This is a genomic window from Microbacterium oleivorans, from assembly GCF_001644225.1.
GTDB classification, from domain to species: domain Bacteria; phylum Actinomycetota; class Actinomycetes; order Actinomycetales; family Microbacteriaceae; genus Microbacterium; species Microbacterium gawkjiense.
Genome location: NZ_LSTV01000004.1, coordinates 173,713 through 191,571, shown reverse-complemented (window position 1 = coordinate 191,571; position 17,859 = coordinate 173,713). Strand labels below are relative to the sequence as shown.

The 17,859-nt window shown below is 71.9% G+C and carries 21 protein-coding genes and 1 riboswitch; of the genes, 11 read left to right on the top strand and 10 right to left on the bottom strand.

The annotated features are described in order from the left end of the window. Window positions 1-2: 2 nt before the first annotated feature. Entirely contained in the window at window positions 3-1,391 is a 1,389-nt protein-coding gene (locus AYL44_RS11425) for a D-alanyl-D-alanine carboxypeptidase family protein (protein WP_064003411.1), read from the bottom strand. Between the two features lie 38 nt (window positions 1,392-1,429). Continuing rightward, window positions 1,430-1,539, top strand: a riboswitch (TPP riboswitch). Here AYL44_RS11425 and AYL44_RS11420 point away from each other — a divergent pair. From AYL44_RS11420 to AYL44_RS11410, 3 genes are all read left to right on the top strand, one after another. After that, window positions 1,533-2,171: an ECF transporter S component gene (locus AYL44_RS11420; RefSeq protein WP_064003410.1), complete on the top strand. Its 639-nt coding sequence runs from the start codon at window positions 1,533-1,535 to the stop codon at window positions 2,169-2,171. (Overlaps the previous riboswitch by 7 nt.) Window positions 2,172-2,284: 113 nt before the next feature. Beyond that, window positions 2,285-3,631 carry an ABC transporter ATP-binding protein gene (locus AYL44_RS11415; RefSeq protein ID WP_064003409.1) on the top strand — a complete coding sequence of 449 codons (1,347 nt, stop codon included), beginning with the start codon at window positions 2,285-2,287 and terminating at the stop codon, window positions 3,629-3,631. Then, entirely contained in the window at window positions 3,628-4,422 is a 795-nt protein-coding gene (locus AYL44_RS11410) for an energy-coupling factor transporter transmembrane component T family protein (RefSeq protein ID WP_064003408.1), read from the top strand. The genes AYL44_RS11415 and AYL44_RS11410 overlap by 4 nt, the downstream gene beginning before the upstream one ends. Window positions 4,423-4,430: 8 nt before the next feature. On the opposite strand, the gene AYL44_RS11405 is transcribed toward AYL44_RS11410, so the two are convergent. Both AYL44_RS11405 and AYL44_RS11400 read right to left on the bottom strand, forming a co-directional pair. Further along, window positions 4,431-4,934, bottom strand: a complete 504-nt coding sequence (locus tag AYL44_RS11405; RefSeq protein ID WP_064003407.1) for a GNAT family N-acetyltransferase — start codon at window positions 4,932-4,934, stop codon at window positions 4,431-4,433. Window positions 4,935-4,943: 9 nt separating this feature from the next. After that, on the bottom strand, window positions 4,944-5,348 hold the full coding sequence (locus AYL44_RS11400; RefSeq protein WP_331709487.1) for an MmcQ/YjbR family DNA-binding protein: 405 nt from the start codon (window positions 5,346-5,348) through the stop codon (window positions 4,944-4,946). A 47-nt stretch (window positions 5,349-5,395) separates the two neighbouring features. Here AYL44_RS11400 and AYL44_RS11395 point away from each other — a divergent pair, with 47 nt between their 5' ends. Beyond that, window positions 5,396-5,743, top strand: coding sequence for a hypothetical protein (locus AYL44_RS11395; protein ID WP_064003406.1), 348 nt, complete (start codon window positions 5,396-5,398; stop codon window positions 5,741-5,743). Between the two features lie 4 nt (window positions 5,744-5,747). Here the strand turns inward: AYL44_RS11395 and AYL44_RS11390 are convergent, their stop codons facing one another. After that, on the bottom strand, window positions 5,748-6,473 hold the full coding sequence (locus tag AYL44_RS11390; protein WP_064003405.1) for an aminoglycoside 3'-phosphotransferase: 726 nt from the start codon (window positions 6,471-6,473) through the stop codon (window positions 5,748-5,750). 109 nt (window positions 6,474-6,582) lie between these two features. Here AYL44_RS11390 and AYL44_RS11385 point away from each other — a divergent pair, with 109 nt between their 5' ends. Genes AYL44_RS11385 through AYL44_RS11375 form a run of 3 tightly spaced genes read left to right on the top strand, consistent with a single transcriptional unit; the run spans window position 6,583 to window position 8,973 of the window. Beyond that, on the top strand, window positions 6,583-7,344 hold the full coding sequence (locus tag AYL44_RS11385) for an SDR family NAD(P)-dependent oxidoreductase (protein ID WP_064003404.1): 762 nt from the start codon (window positions 6,583-6,585) through the stop codon (window positions 7,342-7,344). A gap of 11 nt (window positions 7,345-7,355) precedes the next feature. Then, window positions 7,356-8,126 carry an enoyl-CoA hydratase/isomerase family protein gene (locus AYL44_RS11380; RefSeq protein WP_064003403.1) on the top strand — a complete coding sequence of 257 codons (771 nt, stop codon included), beginning with the start codon at window positions 7,356-7,358 and terminating at the stop codon, window positions 8,124-8,126. Window positions 8,127-8,142: 16 nt separating this feature from the next. After that, window positions 8,143-8,973 carry an SDR family oxidoreductase gene (locus AYL44_RS11375; protein ID WP_064003402.1) on the top strand — a complete coding sequence of 277 codons (831 nt, stop codon included), beginning with the start codon at window positions 8,143-8,145 and terminating at the stop codon, window positions 8,971-8,973. An 18-nt stretch (window positions 8,974-8,991) separates the two neighbouring features. Here AYL44_RS11375 and AYL44_RS11370 read toward each other — a convergent pair whose 3' ends face one another. Together AYL44_RS11370 and AYL44_RS11365 are read right to left on the bottom strand one after the other, a co-directional pair. After that, complete coding sequence (locus AYL44_RS11370) at window positions 8,992-9,840, bottom strand: Cof-type HAD-IIB family hydrolase (protein ID WP_064003401.1); 849 nt, start codon at window positions 9,838-9,840, stop codon at window positions 8,992-8,994. Window positions 9,841-9,886: 46 nt separating this feature from the next. Further along, window positions 9,887-10,354 carry a GNAT family N-acetyltransferase gene (locus AYL44_RS11365; RefSeq protein WP_064003400.1) on the bottom strand — a complete coding sequence of 156 codons (468 nt, stop codon included), beginning with the start codon at window positions 10,352-10,354 and terminating at the stop codon, window positions 9,887-9,889. 55 nt (window positions 10,355-10,409) lie between these two features. Between AYL44_RS11365 and mmuM the strand changes: the two genes are divergently transcribed. Beyond that, window positions 10,410-11,288 carry a homocysteine S-methyltransferase gene (mmuM, locus tag AYL44_RS11360; protein ID WP_064003399.1) on the top strand — a complete coding sequence of 293 codons (879 nt, stop codon included), beginning with the start codon at window positions 10,410-10,412 and terminating at the stop codon, window positions 11,286-11,288. 44 nt (window positions 11,289-11,332) lie between these two features. Beyond that, on the top strand, window positions 11,333-12,589 hold the full coding sequence (rlmN, locus tag AYL44_RS11355) for a 23S rRNA (adenine(2503)-C(2))-methyltransferase RlmN (protein WP_064003398.1): 1,257 nt from the start codon (window positions 11,333-11,335) through the stop codon (window positions 12,587-12,589). A 15-nt stretch (window positions 12,590-12,604) separates the two neighbouring features. Here rlmN and AYL44_RS11350 read toward each other — a convergent pair whose 3' ends face one another. The 4 genes from AYL44_RS11350 to AYL44_RS11335 all read right to left on the bottom strand — a co-directional run bounded on the left by AYL44_RS11350 (window position 12,605) and on the right by AYL44_RS11335 (window position 16,196). Continuing rightward, window positions 12,605-13,366, bottom strand: a complete 762-nt coding sequence (locus tag AYL44_RS11350) for an ABC transporter ATP-binding protein (RefSeq protein ID WP_064003397.1) — start codon at window positions 13,364-13,366, stop codon at window positions 12,605-12,607. Further along, entirely contained in the window at window positions 13,363-14,439 is a 1,077-nt protein-coding gene (locus AYL44_RS11345; RefSeq protein WP_064003396.1) for a FecCD family ABC transporter permease, read from the bottom strand. The genes AYL44_RS11350 and AYL44_RS11345 overlap by 4 nt, the downstream gene beginning before the upstream one ends. Further along, window positions 14,412-15,455, bottom strand: coding sequence for an ABC transporter substrate-binding protein (locus tag AYL44_RS11340; RefSeq protein WP_064003395.1), 1,044 nt, complete (start codon window positions 15,453-15,455; stop codon window positions 14,412-14,414). The genes AYL44_RS11345 and AYL44_RS11340 overlap by 28 nt, the downstream gene beginning before the upstream one ends. A 75-nt stretch (window positions 15,456-15,530) precedes the next feature. Continuing rightward, window positions 15,531-16,196 carry a hypothetical protein gene (locus AYL44_RS11335; protein WP_064003394.1) on the bottom strand — a complete coding sequence of 222 codons (666 nt, stop codon included), beginning with the start codon at window positions 16,194-16,196 and terminating at the stop codon, window positions 15,531-15,533. A gap of 75 nt (window positions 16,197-16,271) precedes the next feature. Between AYL44_RS11335 and AYL44_RS11330 the strand changes: the two genes are divergently transcribed. Further along, a complete protein-coding gene (locus AYL44_RS11330) occupies window positions 16,272-17,285 on the top strand; it encodes an aldo/keto reductase family protein (protein ID WP_064003393.1) in 1,014 nt (337 codons plus the stop codon). Window positions 17,286-17,301: 16 nt separating this feature from the next. Then, a complete protein-coding gene (locus tag AYL44_RS11325; protein ID WP_064003392.1) occupies window positions 17,302-17,781 on the top strand; it encodes an NUDIX domain-containing protein in 480 nt (159 codons plus the stop codon). The last annotated feature ends 78 nt before the right edge of the window (window positions 17,782-17,859 follow it).

The following is a 17,859-nucleotide window of genomic DNA, read 5'->3' as shown; positions in this document are numbered from 1 at the left end:
TCTCAGTCGCCGCCGCCCACGAGCTGCATCGGGTGCGTGAGGCGCCACCACGGGTCGGGGCCGGAGATCGCGGTCTTCACGCTCACCGGCACCTCGACCTGGTCGGCCGGCCCCGAGAGGACGAGCGTGCCCGCATCCGCTCCGGCCGCGGCATCCGCCTCGATGTCGAAGGATGCCTCGGCCGTCGCCGTCGCACCGTTCCACAGGTGCAGATCGGCGTCCTCGTCGGTGACGAGCGTGGTCTTCGCGCCCCAGGCCGTGGTGACCTCGGCGACCACCGTGCCGGAGGGGAGGGTGGAGGTGACGGACGCCTCCTGCGCGACGGCGTCGAGCAGGGCTTCGGTATCGTCGACGCGGGCGCCGTCCGTCGGCGCGCCGGCCACGGAGGCGAACAGGGCCGTGGGGCCGCCGCCGAGGTCGACCGTGCGCGCGGCGACGAGGTTGTAGTAGCCCGCGTAGCTGCCGGTCTTCAGACCCAGGACGCCGTCGGTGCCGAGCAGGGCGTTGGTGTTCTCGAACTCGCCGGCGCCGGGGAGCTCCGCGGTCTCCGTGGCGACGATCTCGGCGATCACGGGGTTGGCGAGCGCCTTCTCGGCGAGGGCGACCATGGCCGCCGGGGTGGCGACGTTGCCGCGGTCGTAGCCGGAGGCATCCGTCACCGTGATGCCGTCGAGCCCGTTCTCGGCGAGCCACGCATTCGCGGCGGTGACGTACTCCTCGACGGAGCCGAACGCGTCGGTCGCGAGACGGTCGGCGTAGTTGCTCGCCGAGGCGATGAGCATGCCCTGAAGCATCTGGTACTCGGTCAGCGAGCCGTCGTCGGGGACGTTGAGCGCCGACTGGTTCTGCCCGACGTAGTCCCAGTACTCCAGGCGGTCGGCGTACGTGAACGAGTACTCGGGACCCTGCTCGCCGGCGGCGAGGGGCGCCTGGTCGAGGATGACGAGGGCGGTCACCAGCTTGGTCGTGCTCGCCATCTGCGCGGGCGTGTCCGTCGAGACGGCCGGGGCGAAGCCGGAGACCCCCACCGCAGCAGCGCCGTCCGCCGGCCACGCGATCGCGCTCGGCGAGCCCACGATCGAAGCCGAGTCCGAGGCAGTCGCGGAGGGGGCGATGTTGTCGAGCGGCCACAACAGCATGGCCGCGGTGTAGGCGATGGCGAGGCCTGAGACGGCGAGGGCCGGGATGCCGACCGCACCCGCACGTACGCGTCGGCGGCGGCGCAGGGGCGGCAGCATGTCGAATTGCTCCGCACGGCGTGCCGGGGCGGCGGCGAGTGATCGTCCCTCGTCGTCGATCCACGCCAGTGCGACACGACGCCCCGCGGTGGGGGAAGCCTGCGTCGACTCGCGCAGGCGCCGGCGCGTCAGGGGAGCATCGTCCACGGTCACCGGATAACGGTAGCGCGCTCTCCCTGTCGCTATACTCGACGCACGACCACGGGAGTCCGGTGAGCCGGGCTGAGAGGAAGCGATCCACGCTTCGACCGTCGAACCTGATCCGGATCATGCCGGCGCAGGGAGGAGAGAGAAATGCACGCTGTCGCGTCCACGTCCGAGACCCGGACCACCTCGTCGCCGAACCGCTACCGCTGGCGTGTCGTCGACATCGTCGTCGCCGCCGTCCTCGGTGTCGCGGTGGGCCTGCTGTTCTGGTTCTGGAACGGTGTCGGTTACGGCTGGTTCGAGGTGATGGATGCCGCGACCCCCGGCCTCGGCGGCTTCGCGGTCGGCATCTGGCTCATCGGCGGTGTCATCGGCGGCCTCGTGATCCGGAAGCCCGGCGCCGCGCTGCTCGTCGAGGTCGTCGCCGCGGCCGTCTCTGCCACGATCGGCAACATCTGGGGCCCGTCGACGCTGCTGTCGGGCCTCGTCCAGGGCCTCGGCGCGGAGCTCATCTTCGCGGTGTTCCTCTACCGCCGCTTCGGCATCGGCGTGGCCGCGCTCGCCGGCGTCGGCGCGGGCGTCGCCGCGTGGATCTTCGAACTGTTCTTCGGCTCGACCCCGAACGTCCTGAAGACGCTCGAGTTCAACCTCATCTACCTCGGCACGATCATCGTGTCGGGTGTCGTGCTCGCCGGCGTCGTGGGCTGGCTGCTCGTCCGGGCTCTCGCGAAAACCGGTGCCCTCAGCCGGTTCGCCGCGGGTCGAGAACAGGCGGACGAGGTCTGACCACCGAGTCCCGCCCGGCCGGACTCCGCGCACGCGGCTGGGGGTGGCGCTACGCGGGCCGCCGCCGACCGGCCGTCGCGGACGTCGACCTCGACATCGCCCCCGGCGAGCGCGTGCTCCTGCTCGGTGCATCGGGCGCGGGCAAGTCGACGCTCCTCGCGGGAATGGCGGGGCTGCTCGGCGGTGACGAGGACGGCGAGGCGTCGGGTCGGATGACGATCGACGGCGCCGACCCGAGCACGCAGCGCGGCCGTGTCGGGCTCGTCCTGCAGGATCCCGACGCCGGGGTCGTGCTCTCCCGCGTCGGCGACGACGTGGCATTCGGTTGCGAGAACCTCGGCGTCCCGCCCGAACGCATCCCGGCGCGGGTGCGCGCCGCGCTCGACGCCGTCGGGCTCGACGTCCCGCTCGACCGCGAGACCGCGCGGCTCTCGGGCGGCCAGAAGCAGCGCCTCGCGATCGCGGGCGCCCTCGCGATGGACGCGGGTCTGCTGCTGCTCGACGAGCCGACCGCCAACCTCGACCCCGTCGGGGTCCGCGAGGTGCGCGCCGCGGTCGGACGGGCGGTGGAGGCCACGGGCGCCACCCTCGTCGTGATCGAGCACCGGACGGACGTGTGGGTGGACCTCATGACGCGGGTCGTGGTCCTCGACGCCGAGGGGGGTCTGCTCGCGGACGGAACACCCGCCGAGGTGTTCACCCGCCACGCGGAGACCCTGCTCGCGGCCGGGGTCTGGCTGCCCGGTCATCCCGTCGACCTGCCCGCGCTGCCGGCGGTGGCGGCGGACGTCCCCGCCGCCCTCCGGGCGAGGGGGCTGGCCGTCTCGCGGGACGGGCGGACGCCGGTGCGCGAGGGATTGGACCTCGAGGTGGCGGCGGGAGCGGCATCCGTCATCACCGGACCCAACGGCGTCGGCAAGTCCACCCTCGCACTGACCCTCGCGGGACTCCTGCCGGAGTTCGCCGGGACCGTCGAGGCGGGCACCGTGCCCGCGGGGCGTCGGGGGGCGCGGCCTTCCCGCTGGAGTTCGCGCGAGCTCCTCACCCGGATCGGCACCGTGTTCCAGGATCCCGAGCACCAGTTCCTCGCCTCGACGGTGCGCGCGGAACTCGAGGTCGGGCCGCGCGCCCTCCGGCGCCCGCCCCGCGAGATCGACGCCGTCGTGGACCGGCTGCTCGACGAGCTCGGGCTCACCGCGCTCGCGCGCGCCAATCCGTTCACGCTGTCGGGCGGTCAGAAGCGGCGGCTGTCGGTGGCCACGGTCCTCGCCACGTCGCCCGAGGTGATCGTCCTCGATGAGCCGACGTTCGGGCAGGACCGTCGCGGCTGGGCCGGCATCGTCTCGCTGCTGCAGGCGCAGGTCGCCGACGGGCGCGCGGTCGTCGCGGTGACGCACGACGAGGACGCGGTGCGGCTGCTCGGCGGACGGCACATCGAGCTCGCGGCGGTCGCGTCATGACCCTCGCGGCGGCCGGCACCGGGACCGCGAGGCGGGACGCGTGGCTCGACGGGGTGAACCCGGCGGTCCGCATCCTCCTCGCCTTCGTCCTGGCCATCCCGCTGCTGACGACGATCGACGTGGTCAGCGCCGGCGTCGCCGTCGTGTTGATGGTGCTGTGCATCCCGCTGACCGGGATCGGGTTCGGAGCGACGCTGCGACGGATGGCGCCCGTGCTCGTGCTGATGCCGGTCGCAGGGCTGAGCATGCTGCTGTACGCCGAGCCGGGCGGGCGGGTGTACGCCTCGTTCTGGTACGCGACGATCAGCGACGCGTCGATCGGATTCGCGGTGGCGGTCGGGGTGCGGGTCATCGCGCTCGCGCTCCCGACGGTCCTGCTGTTCAGCCGCGTCGACCCGATCGAACTCGCCGCGGCGCTCGCTCAGATCGTGCGGCTGCCCGCACGACTCGTGCTCGGGGTGCTCGCCGGGACGCGCACGCTCGGGCTGTTCGTCGACGACTGGCGGGCCATGCGCCTCGCGCGGCGGGCGCGCGGCGTGGGGGACCGGAACGCCGTGCGCCGGTTCTTCTCGATGGCGTTCGTGCTCCTCGTCTTCGCGGTGCGTCGCGGTACCCGCCTGGCGACCGCGATGGAGGCGCGCGGATTCGGCGCGCCCGTCGAACGCACGTGGGCCCGCACCTCGCGCCTGTCCCGCCGGGACGTGGTCGCGGTCGCCGGTGCGTTGGCGATCGTGGCCGTGGCGATCGCGGTCGCCGTGGCCGTCGGCTCGTTCCGCGTCGTCTGGATGTGAGCGGCGGGTCAGAACGCGTAGGCGAAGCAGATCGAACGGGGCATCGTCTCGGCGTACGGCTCGTAGACCGGGATGCGGGTGAATCCGAGCGACTCGTAGAGGGCGACCGATTCCGGCTGGGGGATGCCGGTCTGCAGGATGACCCGATCGGCACCGCCCGCGCGTGCCCGGTCGAGCGCCGCGGTCATGAGGGTGCGCGCGATGCCGCGGCCCCGCGCCGCCGCCGTGACGACGAGGCGCTTGATCTCCCACTCCTCGCCGAGGCGACGGAGGATGACGTGGCCGGTCGGTGTGCCGTCGGCATCCACCGCGATCAGGGTCGCGACGATCTCGTCGGGGTGCATCGCGAGCGCGCGGGAGCGCGCGGCCTTCCGCTCGGCGGGCTCGTCGCCGTGGAACCCGTCGTAGCGGGCGCCGAGGTCGGCATCCAACTCGTCGCGAAGTGCCGCCGCGCGCGGGTCGTCCCACGCGACCTCGAGGATGCGGGACCCGGTGCTCGTCCGTTCGCTCACCGGACGAGCCTATGCGCCCCCAGGGGTGTCGAGGCGGCGGACGAGGCGGGCGGGCGCGGTTCGGCGATACGAGGCGTCGAGGAGTTCGGCGAGCTCGGTCTCATCCGTCTCGTCGAGGTCGATGCCGAGCCAGCCGGAGGGGCCGAGGTAGGCCGGCGTCCAGAACCGCGGGTCTTGGCGCAGTGCCGGCTCGTCGTCCCGATCCGGGAGGATCATGACGGCCGCATCGTGGCGCTCGAAGTCACCGGGACCGCGTCGGACCGAGCCGCCGAAGTAGGCGAACACCTTCGTCGTGAAGAACGTCGGCCGACCGTGACTGACCTTCTCCCCGGCCTCGGGGAGGGCGAGCGCGTGACGCCGGACGAGGGCGAGCAACGGATCGTCGTCGCGGAACATCAACGGGTGCTCGGTCACGGCTCGATCATGGCCCCGTTCGCGTCGCGGCTGGTAGCGTCCGCGGTATGTCCGCCCCCGCCGTGCCGCCGCGTCTGCGCCGCAGCGGTGCCGGCGCCGTTCTCGCGGTCGGGGTGCTGCAGGCGGTCGCGATCGCGGTCACCGGGGCGCTGTGGTTCCTGCGGGGCGTCTTCGCCGGCGGGTCCTGCTCTCCGTCGTGCGACTGGGGGACGGCGGATGCCGCGGGCATGCTCTTCGGCGGCGCGATCCTCGCGAGCCTCGCCCTCACCGCGGTCGCCGCGGTCGTCGCCTGGCGCACGGGACGCGACCTCGCGTGGGTGCCGCTCGTCTCGGCATCCGTCGTCGTGGCGGGCTACCTCGCGGCCGCTGTGGTCTTCGACGCCGCGATGCGCTGACGGGTCAGGTCGCGTTCCAGAGGTCGCGGTAGTAGGCGAGGCGCTCCTCGTCGGGCGCGACGCCGTAGGCCTCGAGCAGCAGGCCGTCCCACCCGGGGCCGTAGTTCCAGCCGGTGCTCATCGCGGCGACGGCGATGTCGCCCCAGCGATCGCCGAGGCCGAGCTGCCCGAGGTCGACGTGGCCACTCCACCGGCCGTCGTCCCCAATGAGCGTGTTCGGCGCGCAGGCGTCGCCGTGGCAGACCACGAGCTGGTCGATCGGCGGCGCCTCGCGCAGCTCGTCGGGGACGATCACCCCGCGCGCCGCGGCGTTCGCGACGCGCGACGGCACGGTCCAGTCGAACGGGCAGGATACCGCCGGCAGGCTCTCGTGCAGGGCGCGCAGGCCCTCGCCGATCGCCCGGACCGCCGTCTCGGGCCGCGCGACCCACGCCGGATCGACCGCCGAGAGGCCGGTGAGGGCGCGGGTCACGAGCCACTCCGTCTCGCCGTCGTCGCCCTGTTCCATCACCGTCGGCACGCGCAGGTAGGGAGCTGCCCAGGCCATCCGGTCCGCCTCATCCGCCATCGAGGTCTCGAGATGGACCGGACCGATCTTGATGAAGCGGTCGTCATCGGTTCGGAACGTCTGCCCGCCGAGCTTGTTCTCCCACACCGGCAGGAGTGCCGCACCGCGCGCGAGGCGGCGCACGATCGGGGGGACGGGCGCGTCGGCGAGGGGGATGGACATCCCTCCATCCTGTCGCCCACCGTCGCGGGCGGCTAGCCTGGAGGCATCCTGCTGCCGTGGCACCCAGTCGCGCGTAGGGTGGAACCCGATCCCGTTCGAAGGAGAGCGCATGGACATCGCCGCAGCATCCGCCCTCGTCACCGGCGGGGCGAGCGGACTCGGTCTCGCCACGGCCCGCCGCCTCGCCGCGCAGGGTGCGCACGTCGTCATCGTCGACCTGCCGACCTCATCCGGGTCCAACGTCGCCGCGGAGCTCGGCGGGACCTTCGCCGCCGCCGATGTGACGGATGCCGCGCAGGTGCAGGCGGCCGTGGCTGCGGCATCCGACGTCGCCCCGCTGCGCGTCGCCGTCAACTGCGCCGGGATCGCGCCGCCCGCGAAGGTCCTCACCCGCGACGGTTCGCCGAGCCCGATCGCCGACTTCGAGCGGATCATCCGCATCAACCTCATCGGCACCTACACCGTCGTCGCGCACGCGGCGGCGGCGATGGCGGCGACCGAACCCACGGCATCCGGGGACCGCGGAGTCATCGTGAACACCGCGTCGGTAGCGGCCTTCGACGGTCAGATCGGGCAGCCCGCGTACGCGGCCAGCAAGGGCGGTGTGCACGCGATGACGCTGCCGATCGCGCGCGAACTGGCGCGCTCGGCGATCCGCGTCTGCACGATCGCGCCCGGCATCATGGAGACCCCGATGCTCGCGGGGCTCCCCGAGGCGGCGCAGGAGTCGCTCGGCCGGCAGGTGCCCTACCCGGCGCGGCTCGGCAGGCCCGACGAGTACGCCGCGCTCGTGCAGCACATCGTCGAGAACGGCTACCTCAATGGCGAGACGATCCGTCTCGACGGTTCGATCCGCATGGCCCCGAAGTGAGTGGAGACCCGATGAGCGATTCGATCCTGCTGCGCCGCGAGGGTGCCCTCGCCCGGCTGACCTTCCACCGCCCGGCGTCTCTCAACGCGATGGACTTCGAGATGGGCACGCGCTGGCGCGACCTCGCGCACGAGCTGACGCGCGACGACACGGTCGGCGCGATCGTGTTGGATGCCGCGGGCCCGGCGTTCTGCGCCGGCGGCGACGTCGTGCAGATGGCGACCTCCGGCGGCAGCGGTGGCACGATCACCGAGATGGCCGGAGTGATCCACGACGGCATCCGGACCTTCGTGGAGTCGTCGATCCCGATGGTCGCGGCGGTGCAGGGAGCGGTCGCCGGCGGCGGGCTCGGTCTCATGCTGACGGCGGACTACATCGTCGCGTCACGGCGCGCGGTGTTCGTCAGCAAGTACGCGAACATCGGGCTCACCCCCGACCTCGGCGTCTCGACTCTGCTGCCGGCGGCGGTCGGACAGCGCCGCGCGCTGCAGCTGCTGCTCACCGACACGACGATCGACGCGCCGACCGCGCACGAGTGGGGGCTCGTCGCCGAGGTCGTCGACCAGCCCGGGGAGCGTGCCGACGAGATCGCGCGGGCCTGGCTCGACGGTGCGACCGGGGCGTTCGGGCAGGCGAAGCGCCTCGTCCGCACCGGCGCCGCGCGCCCGTTCGCCGACAACCTCGACGACGAGGCCCGCACGATCGGTGCCGCGTTCGACACCCCCGACGCGGCGACGCGGATCGCGGCGTTCGCCGCGGCATCCCGTTCGCGCCGTTCCTGACCCTCCTGGAGAACCCATGACCCTCGCCGGAAAGACCATCCTCATGTCGGGCGGCAGCCGCGGCATCGGCCTCGCGATCGCGCTGCGCGCTGCACGGGACGGCGCGAACATCGCGCTGCTCGCCAAGACCGACACCCCGCATCCCAAGCTCGAGGGCACGGTGCACTCGGCTGCCGAGCAGATCCGCGCGGCCGGGGGTCGTGCGCTTCCGATCGTCGGCGACGTCCGTGACGACGGCGACATCACCGAGGCAGTCATGAAGACGCAGGGCGAGTTCGGCGGCATCGACATCGTCGTCAACAACGCCTCGGTCATCGACCTCTCGGGCTCGCTCGAGCTCGCCGCGAAGAAGTACGACCTCATGCAGGACGTCAACGTGCGCGGCACGTTCATGCTGTCGCGGGCGGCGCTCCCGATGCTGAAGGATGCCGCGAACCCCCACATCCTCTCGCTGTCGCCGCCCCTCAACCTCTCGCCGAAGTGGCTCGGCGCGCACACCGGCTACACCCTCGCGAAGTACGGCATGACGATGGCGACCCTCGGCATGGCGGCCGAGTTCGCGAAGGACGGCGTCGCCGCCAACACGCTGTGGCCGCAGACGACGATCGCGACGGCGGCGGTGCAGTTCGCCCTCGGCGGCGATCGGATGATGAAGGTCAGCCGCACGCCCGAGGTCTACGCCGACGCGGCGTACGAGGTGCTCTGCAAGCCGGCGCGTGAGTACACCGGGCAGACTCTCATCGTCGAGGACGTGCTGAGGGATGCCGGTGTCACCGACTTCGCGCGCTACGCCGCGACGCCGGGGACACCCGACGCCGAGCTGTTCCCCGACATCTTCCTCGACTGAGGTCGGCGCGCCGGCGCGTCAGACCAGGCCGAGCTTCACGAACGCGTTCCACACGCCGTCGTCGAGGACGTCGGTGGTGACGTTGCCGGCGCGCTCCTTGAGGGCGGGGTCGGCGTTGCCCATGGCGACGGGGGAGCCGACGACGTCGAACATCTCGGCGTCGTTCCAGCTGTCGCCGATGCCGATCGCGTCGGCGGCATCCAGCCCGAGGATGTCGAGCACCCGCACTATCGCGGAGCCCTTGTTCGTCCCCGCCAGCCCGATCTCGCCGTTCGAGCCGCCGGGGAGAGGGATGCTGCCGGGGATGACGTGGAACCGCTCGCCGAGGTCGGCCTGGGCCTTGTCGACGCTGTCGGAGCGCTTGCTGATGAACGTGGTCTTCGCGATGGCGTCGAGGTCCGCCTCGCCGACGGGACGGTAGGTGACGATCGGCTTCGGAACGACGGCGTCGGTCTGCCCGAGCCGGCGCGCGTCCTCGAGGTGACGCTTGCGGCGCTCGGCGAAGTACTCGTCGAGCATCGCACCGACACCCTCGCTCGCGTAGACGGCCTCGTTCGACTGCAGGAAGTAGTCGATGTCCTCCGCTTCGAAGTAGGCGATGAGCCGGTCGGTGTCCTCGCGCGGCATCGGGTCGGCGAACAAGAGCTCGTCGCCGCGCACCGCGTAGGCGCCGCCGTTGGTGATCGCGCCGTCGTAGCCGATCTCGCGGACCTTGGGGTGGATGTCGCCGGCGGCGCGTCCCGTGCAGAGGTAGACGAGGTGGCCGTTCTCGCGTGCCGTCCGGATCGCGGTGATCGTCGATTCGGCGATGGCCGTTCCGTGCTCGAGGATGGTTCCGTCCACGTCCAGAAAAGCGATGCGCGTCATCCGTCCATTCTCCCGGACGCGGATGAACGCTCGGTGCGCGGGCGGGTCAGAGCTGCTTGCGGAGGAACACCTGCGCGGTGCCGTCGTCGCCGGGGACGCGCTCGCTCTCCTCGTAACCCTCGCGCTCGTAGAGGCGCAGGTTCGCCTCGCTGAGCGAGCCGGTGAACAGCTCCGCGGTCGTGGCGCCGGCCTCGAGGCCGCGCTCCTCGACCGCCGACAGCAGCGCGGTCCCGAGGCCCGAGCCCTGCTGATCGGGTGCGATCGCGATGCGGCCGATGAGCAGCAGGTCGCCGTCGACGCGGGCGCGCACGCACCCGACGATGCGTTCGCCGTCGAGGGCGACGCATCCGAAGTTGTCCTCGAGTTCGGCGCGGACCTCGTCGAGCGTCTGCGTGAGCGGCGGCATGTCGACGGCGTCGTAGATGAGCGCCTCCTGCACGAAGGCGGCCCGCTGCAGGGTGAGCACCTCGCCCGCGTCGTCGACGGTGATGGGACGGATGCGGGCGGTGCTCATCCGTTCAGCGTAATTCGCCTTCGGCGGCCCGCGGCCGGCGGCTTAGAGTGACCGCATGCCCGATGTCGCCGCCGCGATCGCCACCCGTCCGCTCGTCCTCGACGGTGGGCTCGGGACGATGCTCGAGGCCCGCGGCCACGATCTCAGCGGAGTGCTCTGGTCGGCGGGCGTGCTCATCGACGCGCCCGGTGACGTGCGCGACGTGCACGCCGCGTTCGTCGAGGCCGGCGCCGACGTCGTCACGACGGCCTCCTACCAGCTCGGGTACGACAACCTCGCCGCGGCGGGGCGGGATGCCGCCGAGGTCGATGCGCTGCTGACCACCTCGGTCCGCCTCGCCCGCGAGGCGTCGGACGGTCGGGCGTGGGTCGCGGCATCCGTCGGTCCCTTCGGTGCCGTGCGCGCGGACGGCAGCGAGTACACCGGCGAGTACGGTCTGTCGGTGGCCGAGCTGACCGCGTGGCACCGGCGGCGACTGCTCGCGCTCGCGGAAGCGGGGCCCGACCTGCTCGCCGTCGAGACGATCGCGTCGCCCGCCGAGGCCGAGGCGCTGGCGGCCGCGCTCGAGGGCGTGGCGATCCCGGCGTGGATCTCGCTGTCGGGCGCGAGCACCGCGTTCGAGCGCGACGACGCGCTCGCCGCTGCGCTCGGGGCCGCCGCGGCCGCGCCCGGGATCGTCGCCGTCGGAGCGAACTGCTGCCCGCCGGCCGCACTGACCCGCGTGCTGGACCGGATGCCGCCGACGACGCCCGCAGTCGTCTACCCGAACAGCGGCGAGGTCTGGGACGCCGCCTCGCGCTCGTGGCACGGCGACGCGACGGCCACCTTCGCCGACGTCGACGCCTGGGTGGAGGCGGGGGCACGGCTGATCGGCGGATGCTGTCGCACGACACCCGAGGACATCGCCGGCCTCGCCCGCCGGCTGAAGGACTGAGTCGCCCGGCATCCGCCCAGCCCGCCGCCGGTAGCCTGGATGGCATGACCGAGTCCACTCCCGCGCGCCCCGAGGGCATGTCCGCCGTGCGCTCGACGACGCCCAAGCAGGTGCGTCCCGCGACCGAGGGGTGGACGCAGGCGAAGGATGCCGAGGGCCGCCCGCTCCTGCAGTTCGCGAGCCCCAAGCGGGGCAAGCCGCCCGTGCACCTCGCCGACCTCAGCCACGATCAGCGCGTCGACAAGCTGAAGGAGCTCGGGATGCCGGGCTTCCGCGCCGCGCAGCTCGAGAAGCACTACTTCCAGCACTACACCTCCGACCCCGCCCACATGACCGATCTGCCGGCGGCGAACCGCGACGAGCTCGTCGGCGGGCTGCTGCCGAACCTCATGACCGAGGTGCGCCGGCTCGAGACCGACGGCGGCGACACGATCAAGTTCCTCTGGCGTCTGCACGACGGCGCGCTCGTCGAGTCCGTCCTCATGCGGTACACCGGGCGCATCACGCTGTGCGTGTCGAGCCAGGCCGGCTGCGGCATGAACTGCCCCTTCTGCGCCACCGGCCAGGCCGGGCTCACGCGCAACATGTCGGCGGCCGAGATCGTCGACCAGGTCGTCCGCGCCAACCGCCTCATCGCCGACGGCGGCCTGGGCGATCCCCGCAAGGTCGGCCACAAGGACGAGCGCGTCACGAACATCGTCTTCATGGGCATGGGGGAGCCCCTCGCCAACTACGCCCGCGTCATGCAGGCCGTCCGCACGATGGTCGACAAGAAGCACGGGCTCGGCATGAGCGCCCGCGGCATCACGGTCTCGACCGTCGGGCTCGTGCCGGCGATCCGCAAGCTGTCCGCCGAGGAGATCCCGGTCACCTTCGCACTGTCACTGCACGCCCCCGACGACCACCTGCGCGACGAGCTGATCCCGGTCAACTCGCGCTGGAAGGTCGATGAGGCCCTCGATGCCGCGCGCGAGTACTTCGACAAGACCGGGCGTCGCGTCTCGATCGAGTACGCGCTCATCAAGGACATGAACGACCACGCCTGGCGGGCCGACCTCCTCGCCGAGAAGCTCAACGCGCGCGGTCGCGGCTGGGTGCACGTGAACCCGATCCCGCTGAACCCGACCCCCGGCTCGATTTGGACCTCGTCCGACGTCGACGTGCAGAACGAGTTCGTCCGCAGGCTCAACGACGCCGGCATCCCGACGACCCTCCGCGACACCCGCGGCAAGGAGATCGACGGCGCGTGCGGTCAGCTCGTCGCGACCGAAGAGGATCAGGCCGCGGCGGCATCCGTCTGACCGACCTCGTCCGGCTCAGCGAGGCGGTGCGAAGGCGATCGTCGGATGTCCGGCCTCGACCGTGACGCGGCAGCGGACGCCGTAGACCTCCTCGATGAGGCCGTCCGTGAGGACGTCGGCCGGCGCCCCCGCGGCGACGGCGCGACCGGCCGCCATGACGAGCACCTCGTCGCAGAACATCGCCGCGAGGTTGAGGTCGTGGAGGGCCACGACGACGGTGACGGGCAGGCTCCGCACGAGGCTCAGCAACTCGAGCTGATGGCGGATGTCGAGGTGGTTAGTCGGTTCGTCGAGCAGCAGCTCGCGGGGTTCCTGCGCGAGTGCGCGGGCGATCTGGGTGCGCTGCTGCTCGCCGCCTGACAGGGTGTGCCACCGGGCATCCGCCTTCTCGGTCAGACCCGCCTGCGCGATCGCCGCGTCGACGATGTCGTCGTCCCGTGCGCCGCCCGCACCCCACAGCGAGGCGTGCGGCGTGCGGCCGAGGCGGACGACGTCGCGCACCGTCAGGTCGACCTCGGTCGTCGCGTGCTGGGTCACGGCGGCGACGGTCCGTGCCACCTCGCGACGCCCGCGGTGCCGGATGTCGGAGCCGTCGAGCAGGACGCGTCCCTCGTCGGGCTTCGCGATGCCCTGCAGCAGGCGCAGGAGCGACGACTTGCCCGACCCGTTCGGGCCGAGGAGGCCGACGACGGATCCGGGTTTCGGCGCGAGCGAGACGTCGTCGACGACGAGCGCGCCGCCGCGGCGCCACGACACGTGTTCCGCGATGAGGCTCATGCGCGCCTCCGACGTCGGACGAGGAGGGCGACGAAGACCGGCACCCCGATCAGCGCGGTGCCGACCCCCACGGGGAGCGGTGTCGGGGCGAACGCGACGCGGGACACGGCATCCACCGCGATCATGAAGACCATGCCGAGACCGATCGTCACGGGGATCACGCGGGCGTGACGCGAGCCGACGAGCAGCCGCGCGGCGTGCGGCAGGACGAGTCCGACGAACCCGATCGCGCCGGCGACGCTGACGAGGGTCGCGGCGATGAGGGCGGTCAGGACGAGCAGCAGCATCCGTGTCCGTGCGACGTGGATGCCGAGGGATGCCGCGACGTCGTCGCCGAACGCGAAGGCGTCGAGCGGACGCACCGAGGCGACCGCGACGACGGCGCCGACGAGGACGACGGCGGCGCAGAGGACGACGTCGTCCCAGCGGACGCCCTCGAGTGAACCGAGCAGCCAGAACATGACGCCGCGCGTCTCGTCGGAGTCGGCGAAGGCGAACACGGCGAGCGACGTGAGGGCGGAGAAGAACTGGGTCGCGGCGATGCCCGCCAGGATGAACGAGGCGGTGCCGCCGCCGGTGAAGCGCGAGACGACCAGGACGAGCCCGAACGCGACGAGCGCGCCGAGGAACGCGCCGCCCGAGAGGGTGAGCACGCCGCCGCCGATCCCGAACACGCCGAAGAGGACCGCGCCGGTCGAGGCGCCGGACGAGACGCCGAGGACGAACGGATCGGCGAGGGGGTTCCGCAGCAGTGACTGCAGGATGACACCGCAGAGCCCGAGACCGGCGCCGCACGCCGCGGCGACGAGCGCGCGCGGCAGGCGCTCCTGCCAGACGATCGCGTCGGCGGCGACGCGCACCGGGATGTCGGTGAGGCCGAGATGGTTCGTGATCACGTCGCGGACGTTCACGAGCGACACGTTCGCCGGTCCGAGGGTCAACGCGACGGCGATCGTGAGGACGACGAGGCCGATCGACAGCGCCGTGGCGACGATGGTGAGCGGGATGCGGCGCGCCCGGCGACGGGGGAGCGCCGCGGTGGCGGTCAGCGCCCCGCCTCGTTCTCGTCCCACCAGGCGCGGATCTTCTCGAGACCGTCGACGAAGCGGATCGACGGGTTCATCTCGGCGCCGTGCAGGGCGATGAAGCGCTTGTTCTTGACGGCGTCGAGCGAACGCGTCACGGGGTCGCTCTCGAGGAACGCGATCTTGTCGTCGAGTCGGTCACCGGGGAATCGGTCGCGTTGCAGGTCGCCGAGGACGAGGACGTCGGGATCGGCCTCGACGATCGCCTCCCACGAGGCTGCCGTCCAGTCGTCGGTCTCGTCGGGAAAGGCCCCCGTCATGCCGGTGGCCCGCTCGAGGATCGCCGGGGCACCCATCCCGCCGGCGACGTACGGGGTGCGGGTGTCGGCGAACCAGAACGCGACCTTCTCGCCGCCGAAATCGACGCCCTCGACGGCCGCTGCCGCGCGCTTCTTCAGCGAGGCGATGAGGGCGTCGCCGCGAGCGGGGACGTCGAAGATCTCGGCCAGCTCCCGGATCTCGCGGTAGAGGTCGTCGACCGTGAGCGGGGTGGTGCGCGTCCCGCCGGCGTTGACGCTCCGGTCGTCGGAGCAATCGGTCGGCGAGAGGTAGGAGCCGATCCCGGTCTCGTCGAGCCGGTCGCGCGTCACGACGCCGCCCTCGGCGAAGTGGCGCCCGAACGAAGCCGTCACGAAATCGGGGTCGGCGCCGAGCACGACCTCGTACGTCGGGGCGTTGTCGGCCAGGCGCGGGACGTCCTCGTTCTCGTCGGCGAGTGAGGGGAGCACGGGATCGGTCCAGGACGCGGTGCCCACGATGCGATCGCCGAGACCGAGCGAGAGGAGGATCTCGGTCGAGTTCTGATCGAGCGAGACGATCCGCTGCGGCGCCTCGTCGACCTCGACGGTCCGTCCGCAGTTCTCGATCGTCAGCGGATACGCGGTCGATCGCTCGCCGGTCGCGGCGGCCTTCTGCGTCACGACCTCGGAGGCACCGCACCCCGACAGAGCGAGGGCGGCGGCGGTCAGCGTAGCGAGCAGGGCGGAGCGGCGGGGGAAGGGCATCGATGGTCTCTCGTCGGGGCCGGGGACGTCGATGAGCGATCGTAGCAAGGTAAGGCTTACCTTCCCGAATCGCGGTCACTCCCGGGAGTGACGCCATGCCTCCAGCCGCGCTCCGTGACGCGTCCCGAACGCGACGCAGCCGGCGGCGAGACGCTCCGTGAGCCCGCTCTGCAGGATCACGGGAACCGATGCGCGCAACCGCAGGAGATCGGTTCGGGTCCAGTCCGGAAAGAGCGGCGCTGTCGACATGGCCAGAAGCGCCCGCAACGGCTCCGGCCCGAGATCGAGCGCCCAGACCTCCCAGTCGAGAGCGACGTCCGCGCCGGTGTCGTCGAGTCGGCGTCGTTCGAGGCTCCCGATGAAGTCCGCGAGCGTCGGCGCCGCGGGCGACGGATTCCACCGGCCTTCGCCGTGGACATCCTCCAGGATCGGGATGCCGGGCCGCGAGATGTCGGCGATGAACGGGTCGGCGTCGGTCGAGTCCAGCACGATCCACTCCGGGCGCCACGCGCCGCGGGCCGCGGCATCCGCCCATTCGTCGTCGTTGAGGACGAACCGGTAGCCGGCCTGCGCCGCCAGCGCCGAGGACTCGTCGACGACGCCGAGGCCGTCGAGCGTCCGCCCCGCGTGGCGCAGTTCGATGTCGTCCGGCAGGCTGCGCACGAACGAGAACCAGGCGTCGAGCCCGCGCGGGAGCGGCGGCAGCCGGAAGGTCTCGGGCATCTCGGGGACGGCGGGCATGCCGACATTCTGCCCGCGGCGTCACGCTGTCAAGGCCTCGGGAATCCAGCCGGCGGCGGGAGTAGCGTCGAACGCATGGTCAACTATCGATTCCTGGGCAACAGCGGCCTCAAGATCACCGAACTCACCTACGGCAACTGGCTCACCCACGGCTCGCAGGTCGAGAACGACGCGGCGATCGCGACGGTCCACAAGGCCCTCGATCTCGGCATCACCTCGTTCGACACCGCCGACGCGTACGCGAACACGGCGGCCGAGTCCGTCCTCGCCGAGGCGCTGAAGGGTCAGCGCCGCGAATCCCTCGAGATCTTCACGAAGGTCTACTGGCCGACCGGTCCCAAGGGGCCGAACGACCACGGTCTGTCGCGCAAGCACCTGCTCGAGGGCATCAACGGTTCGCTGAAGCGACTGGATACCGACTACGTCGACCTCTACCAGGCGCACCGCTACGACTACGAGACCCCTCTCGAGGAGACGATGCAGGCGTTCGCCGACATCGTCCGTCAGGGCAAGGCGCTCTACATCGGCGTCAGCGAGTGGACCGCCGAGCAGCTGCGCGCCGGGCATGCGCTGGCGAAGGAGCTCGGCTTCCAGCTCATCTCGAACCAGCCGCAGTACTCCGCGCTGTGGCGGGTCATCGAGGGCAAGGTCGTCCCGACCTCCGAAGAGCTCGGGATCTCGCAGATCGTCTGGTCGCCGCTGGCGCAGGGCGTCCTGACGGGCAAGTACCAGCCCGGTCAGCCGGCGCCCGAGGGGTCGCGCGCGACCGACGAGAAGGGCGGATCCGACATGATCAAGCGCTTCATGAAGGACGAGACCCTCACCGCGGTGCAGAAGCTGCAGCCGATCGCCGAGGGCGCGGGCATCACGATGCCGCAGCTCGCCCTCGCGTGGGTGCTGCACAACCCGAACATCGCCGCGGCGATCATCGGGGCGTCGCGTCCCGAGCAGCTCGAGGACACCGTGAAGGCCTCGGGGATCGAGCTCGACGACGACACGTACGCCGCGATCAACGAGGCGCTGGCGCCGGTGGCGGTCACCGACCCGGAGGAGACGTACTCCGTCTCGCCGAAGTCCCGTCTGATCTGACGAGCGCCGCCCGTCCGTGGCCACGCAGAGCGCCGGCATCCTGCTCTACCGTCTCGACGGTGGGGGCGGGGTGTCGGCGTTCGTCGCTCACATGGGCGGGCCGTACTGGGCGTCGAAGGACGAGGGTGCCTGGTCGATCCCGAAAGGCGAGCTCAAGGACGGCGAGGATGCGCTGGATGCCGCGAAGCGGGAGTTCCGCGAGGAGCTCGGCGTCTCCCCGCCCGAGGTCGAATACGCCGAGCTGGGCACGTTCGCGTACTCGTCGGGCAAGCGGGTGACGGTGTTCGTTGCCGACGGTGCGGGCTTCGAGGCGGAGGGGTTCGTGTTCGGCGAGTTCGAGATGGAGTGGCCGCCGCGATCGGGCCGGACGGCAACCTTCCCCGAGGTCGACCGCGCCGAATGGATGCCGCTGGATCGCGCGCGCGAGCGGGTCGTGAAGGGGCAGCGGCCGGCGTTCGACCGGCTGGCCGAGCTGCTGAGCGCCGCGGACACCTGACGGCCGCGGCAACAACCGCGGAGCATTCGCGGGGGTCGCGGGTCGGAACCGGTTGCGGAGCCCGACCTCGGCGAAGAC

Excerpts from the sequence above, each read along its gene's own strand:
- AYL44_RS11340 (WP_064003395.1), bottom strand. The coding sequence starts at position 15,455 with ATGCCCTTCCCCCGCCGCTCCGCCCTGCTCGCTACGCTGACCGCCGCC.
- AYL44_RS11390 (WP_064003405.1), bottom strand. The coding sequence starts at position 6,473 with ATGTCCATCCCCCTCGCCGACGCGCCCGTCCCCCCGATCGTGCGCCGC.
- AYL44_RS11365 (WP_064003400.1), bottom strand. The coding sequence starts at position 10,354 with ATGAGCACCGCCCGCATCCGTCCCATCACCGTCGACGACGCGGGCGAG.
- AYL44_RS11375 (WP_064003402.1), top strand. The coding sequence starts at position 8,143 with ATGACCCTCGCCGGAAAGACCATCCTCATGTCGGGCGGCAGCCGCGGC.
- AYL44_RS11370 (WP_064003401.1), bottom strand. The coding sequence starts at position 9,840 with ATGACGCGCATCGCTTTTCTGGACGTGGACGGAACCATCCTCGAGCAC.
- AYL44_RS11395 (WP_064003406.1), top strand. The coding sequence starts at position 5,396 with ATGTCCGCCCCCGCCGTGCCGCCGCGTCTGCGCCGCAGCGGTGCCGGC.
- AYL44_RS11330 (WP_064003393.1), top strand. The coding sequence starts at position 16,272 with ATGGTCAACTATCGATTCCTGGGCAACAGCGGCCTCAAGATCACCGAA.
- AYL44_RS11410 (WP_064003408.1), top strand. The coding sequence starts at position 3,628 with ATGACCCTCGCGGCGGCCGGCACCGGGACCGCGAGGCGGGACGCGTGG.
- AYL44_RS11380 (WP_064003403.1), top strand. The coding sequence starts at position 7,356 with ATGAGCGATTCGATCCTGCTGCGCCGCGAGGGTGCCCTCGCCCGGCTG.
- rlmN (WP_064003398.1), top strand. The coding sequence starts at position 11,333 with ATGACCGAGTCCACTCCCGCGCGCCCCGAGGGCATGTCCGCCGTGCGC.
- AYL44_RS11420 (WP_064003410.1), top strand. The coding sequence starts at position 1,533 with ATGCACGCTGTCGCGTCCACGTCCGAGACCCGGACCACCTCGTCGCCG.
- mmuM (WP_064003399.1), top strand. The coding sequence starts at position 10,410 with ATGCCCGATGTCGCCGCCGCGATCGCCACCCGTCCGCTCGTCCTCGAC.
- AYL44_RS11350 (WP_064003397.1), bottom strand. The coding sequence starts at position 13,366 with ATGAGCCTCATCGCGGAACACGTGTCGTGGCGCCGCGGCGGCGCGCTC.
- AYL44_RS11385 (WP_064003404.1), top strand. The coding sequence starts at position 6,583 with ATGGACATCGCCGCAGCATCCGCCCTCGTCACCGGCGGGGCGAGCGGA.
- AYL44_RS11335 (WP_064003394.1), bottom strand. The coding sequence starts at position 16,196 with ATGCCCGCCGTCCCCGAGATGCCCGAGACCTTCCGGCTGCCGCCGCTC.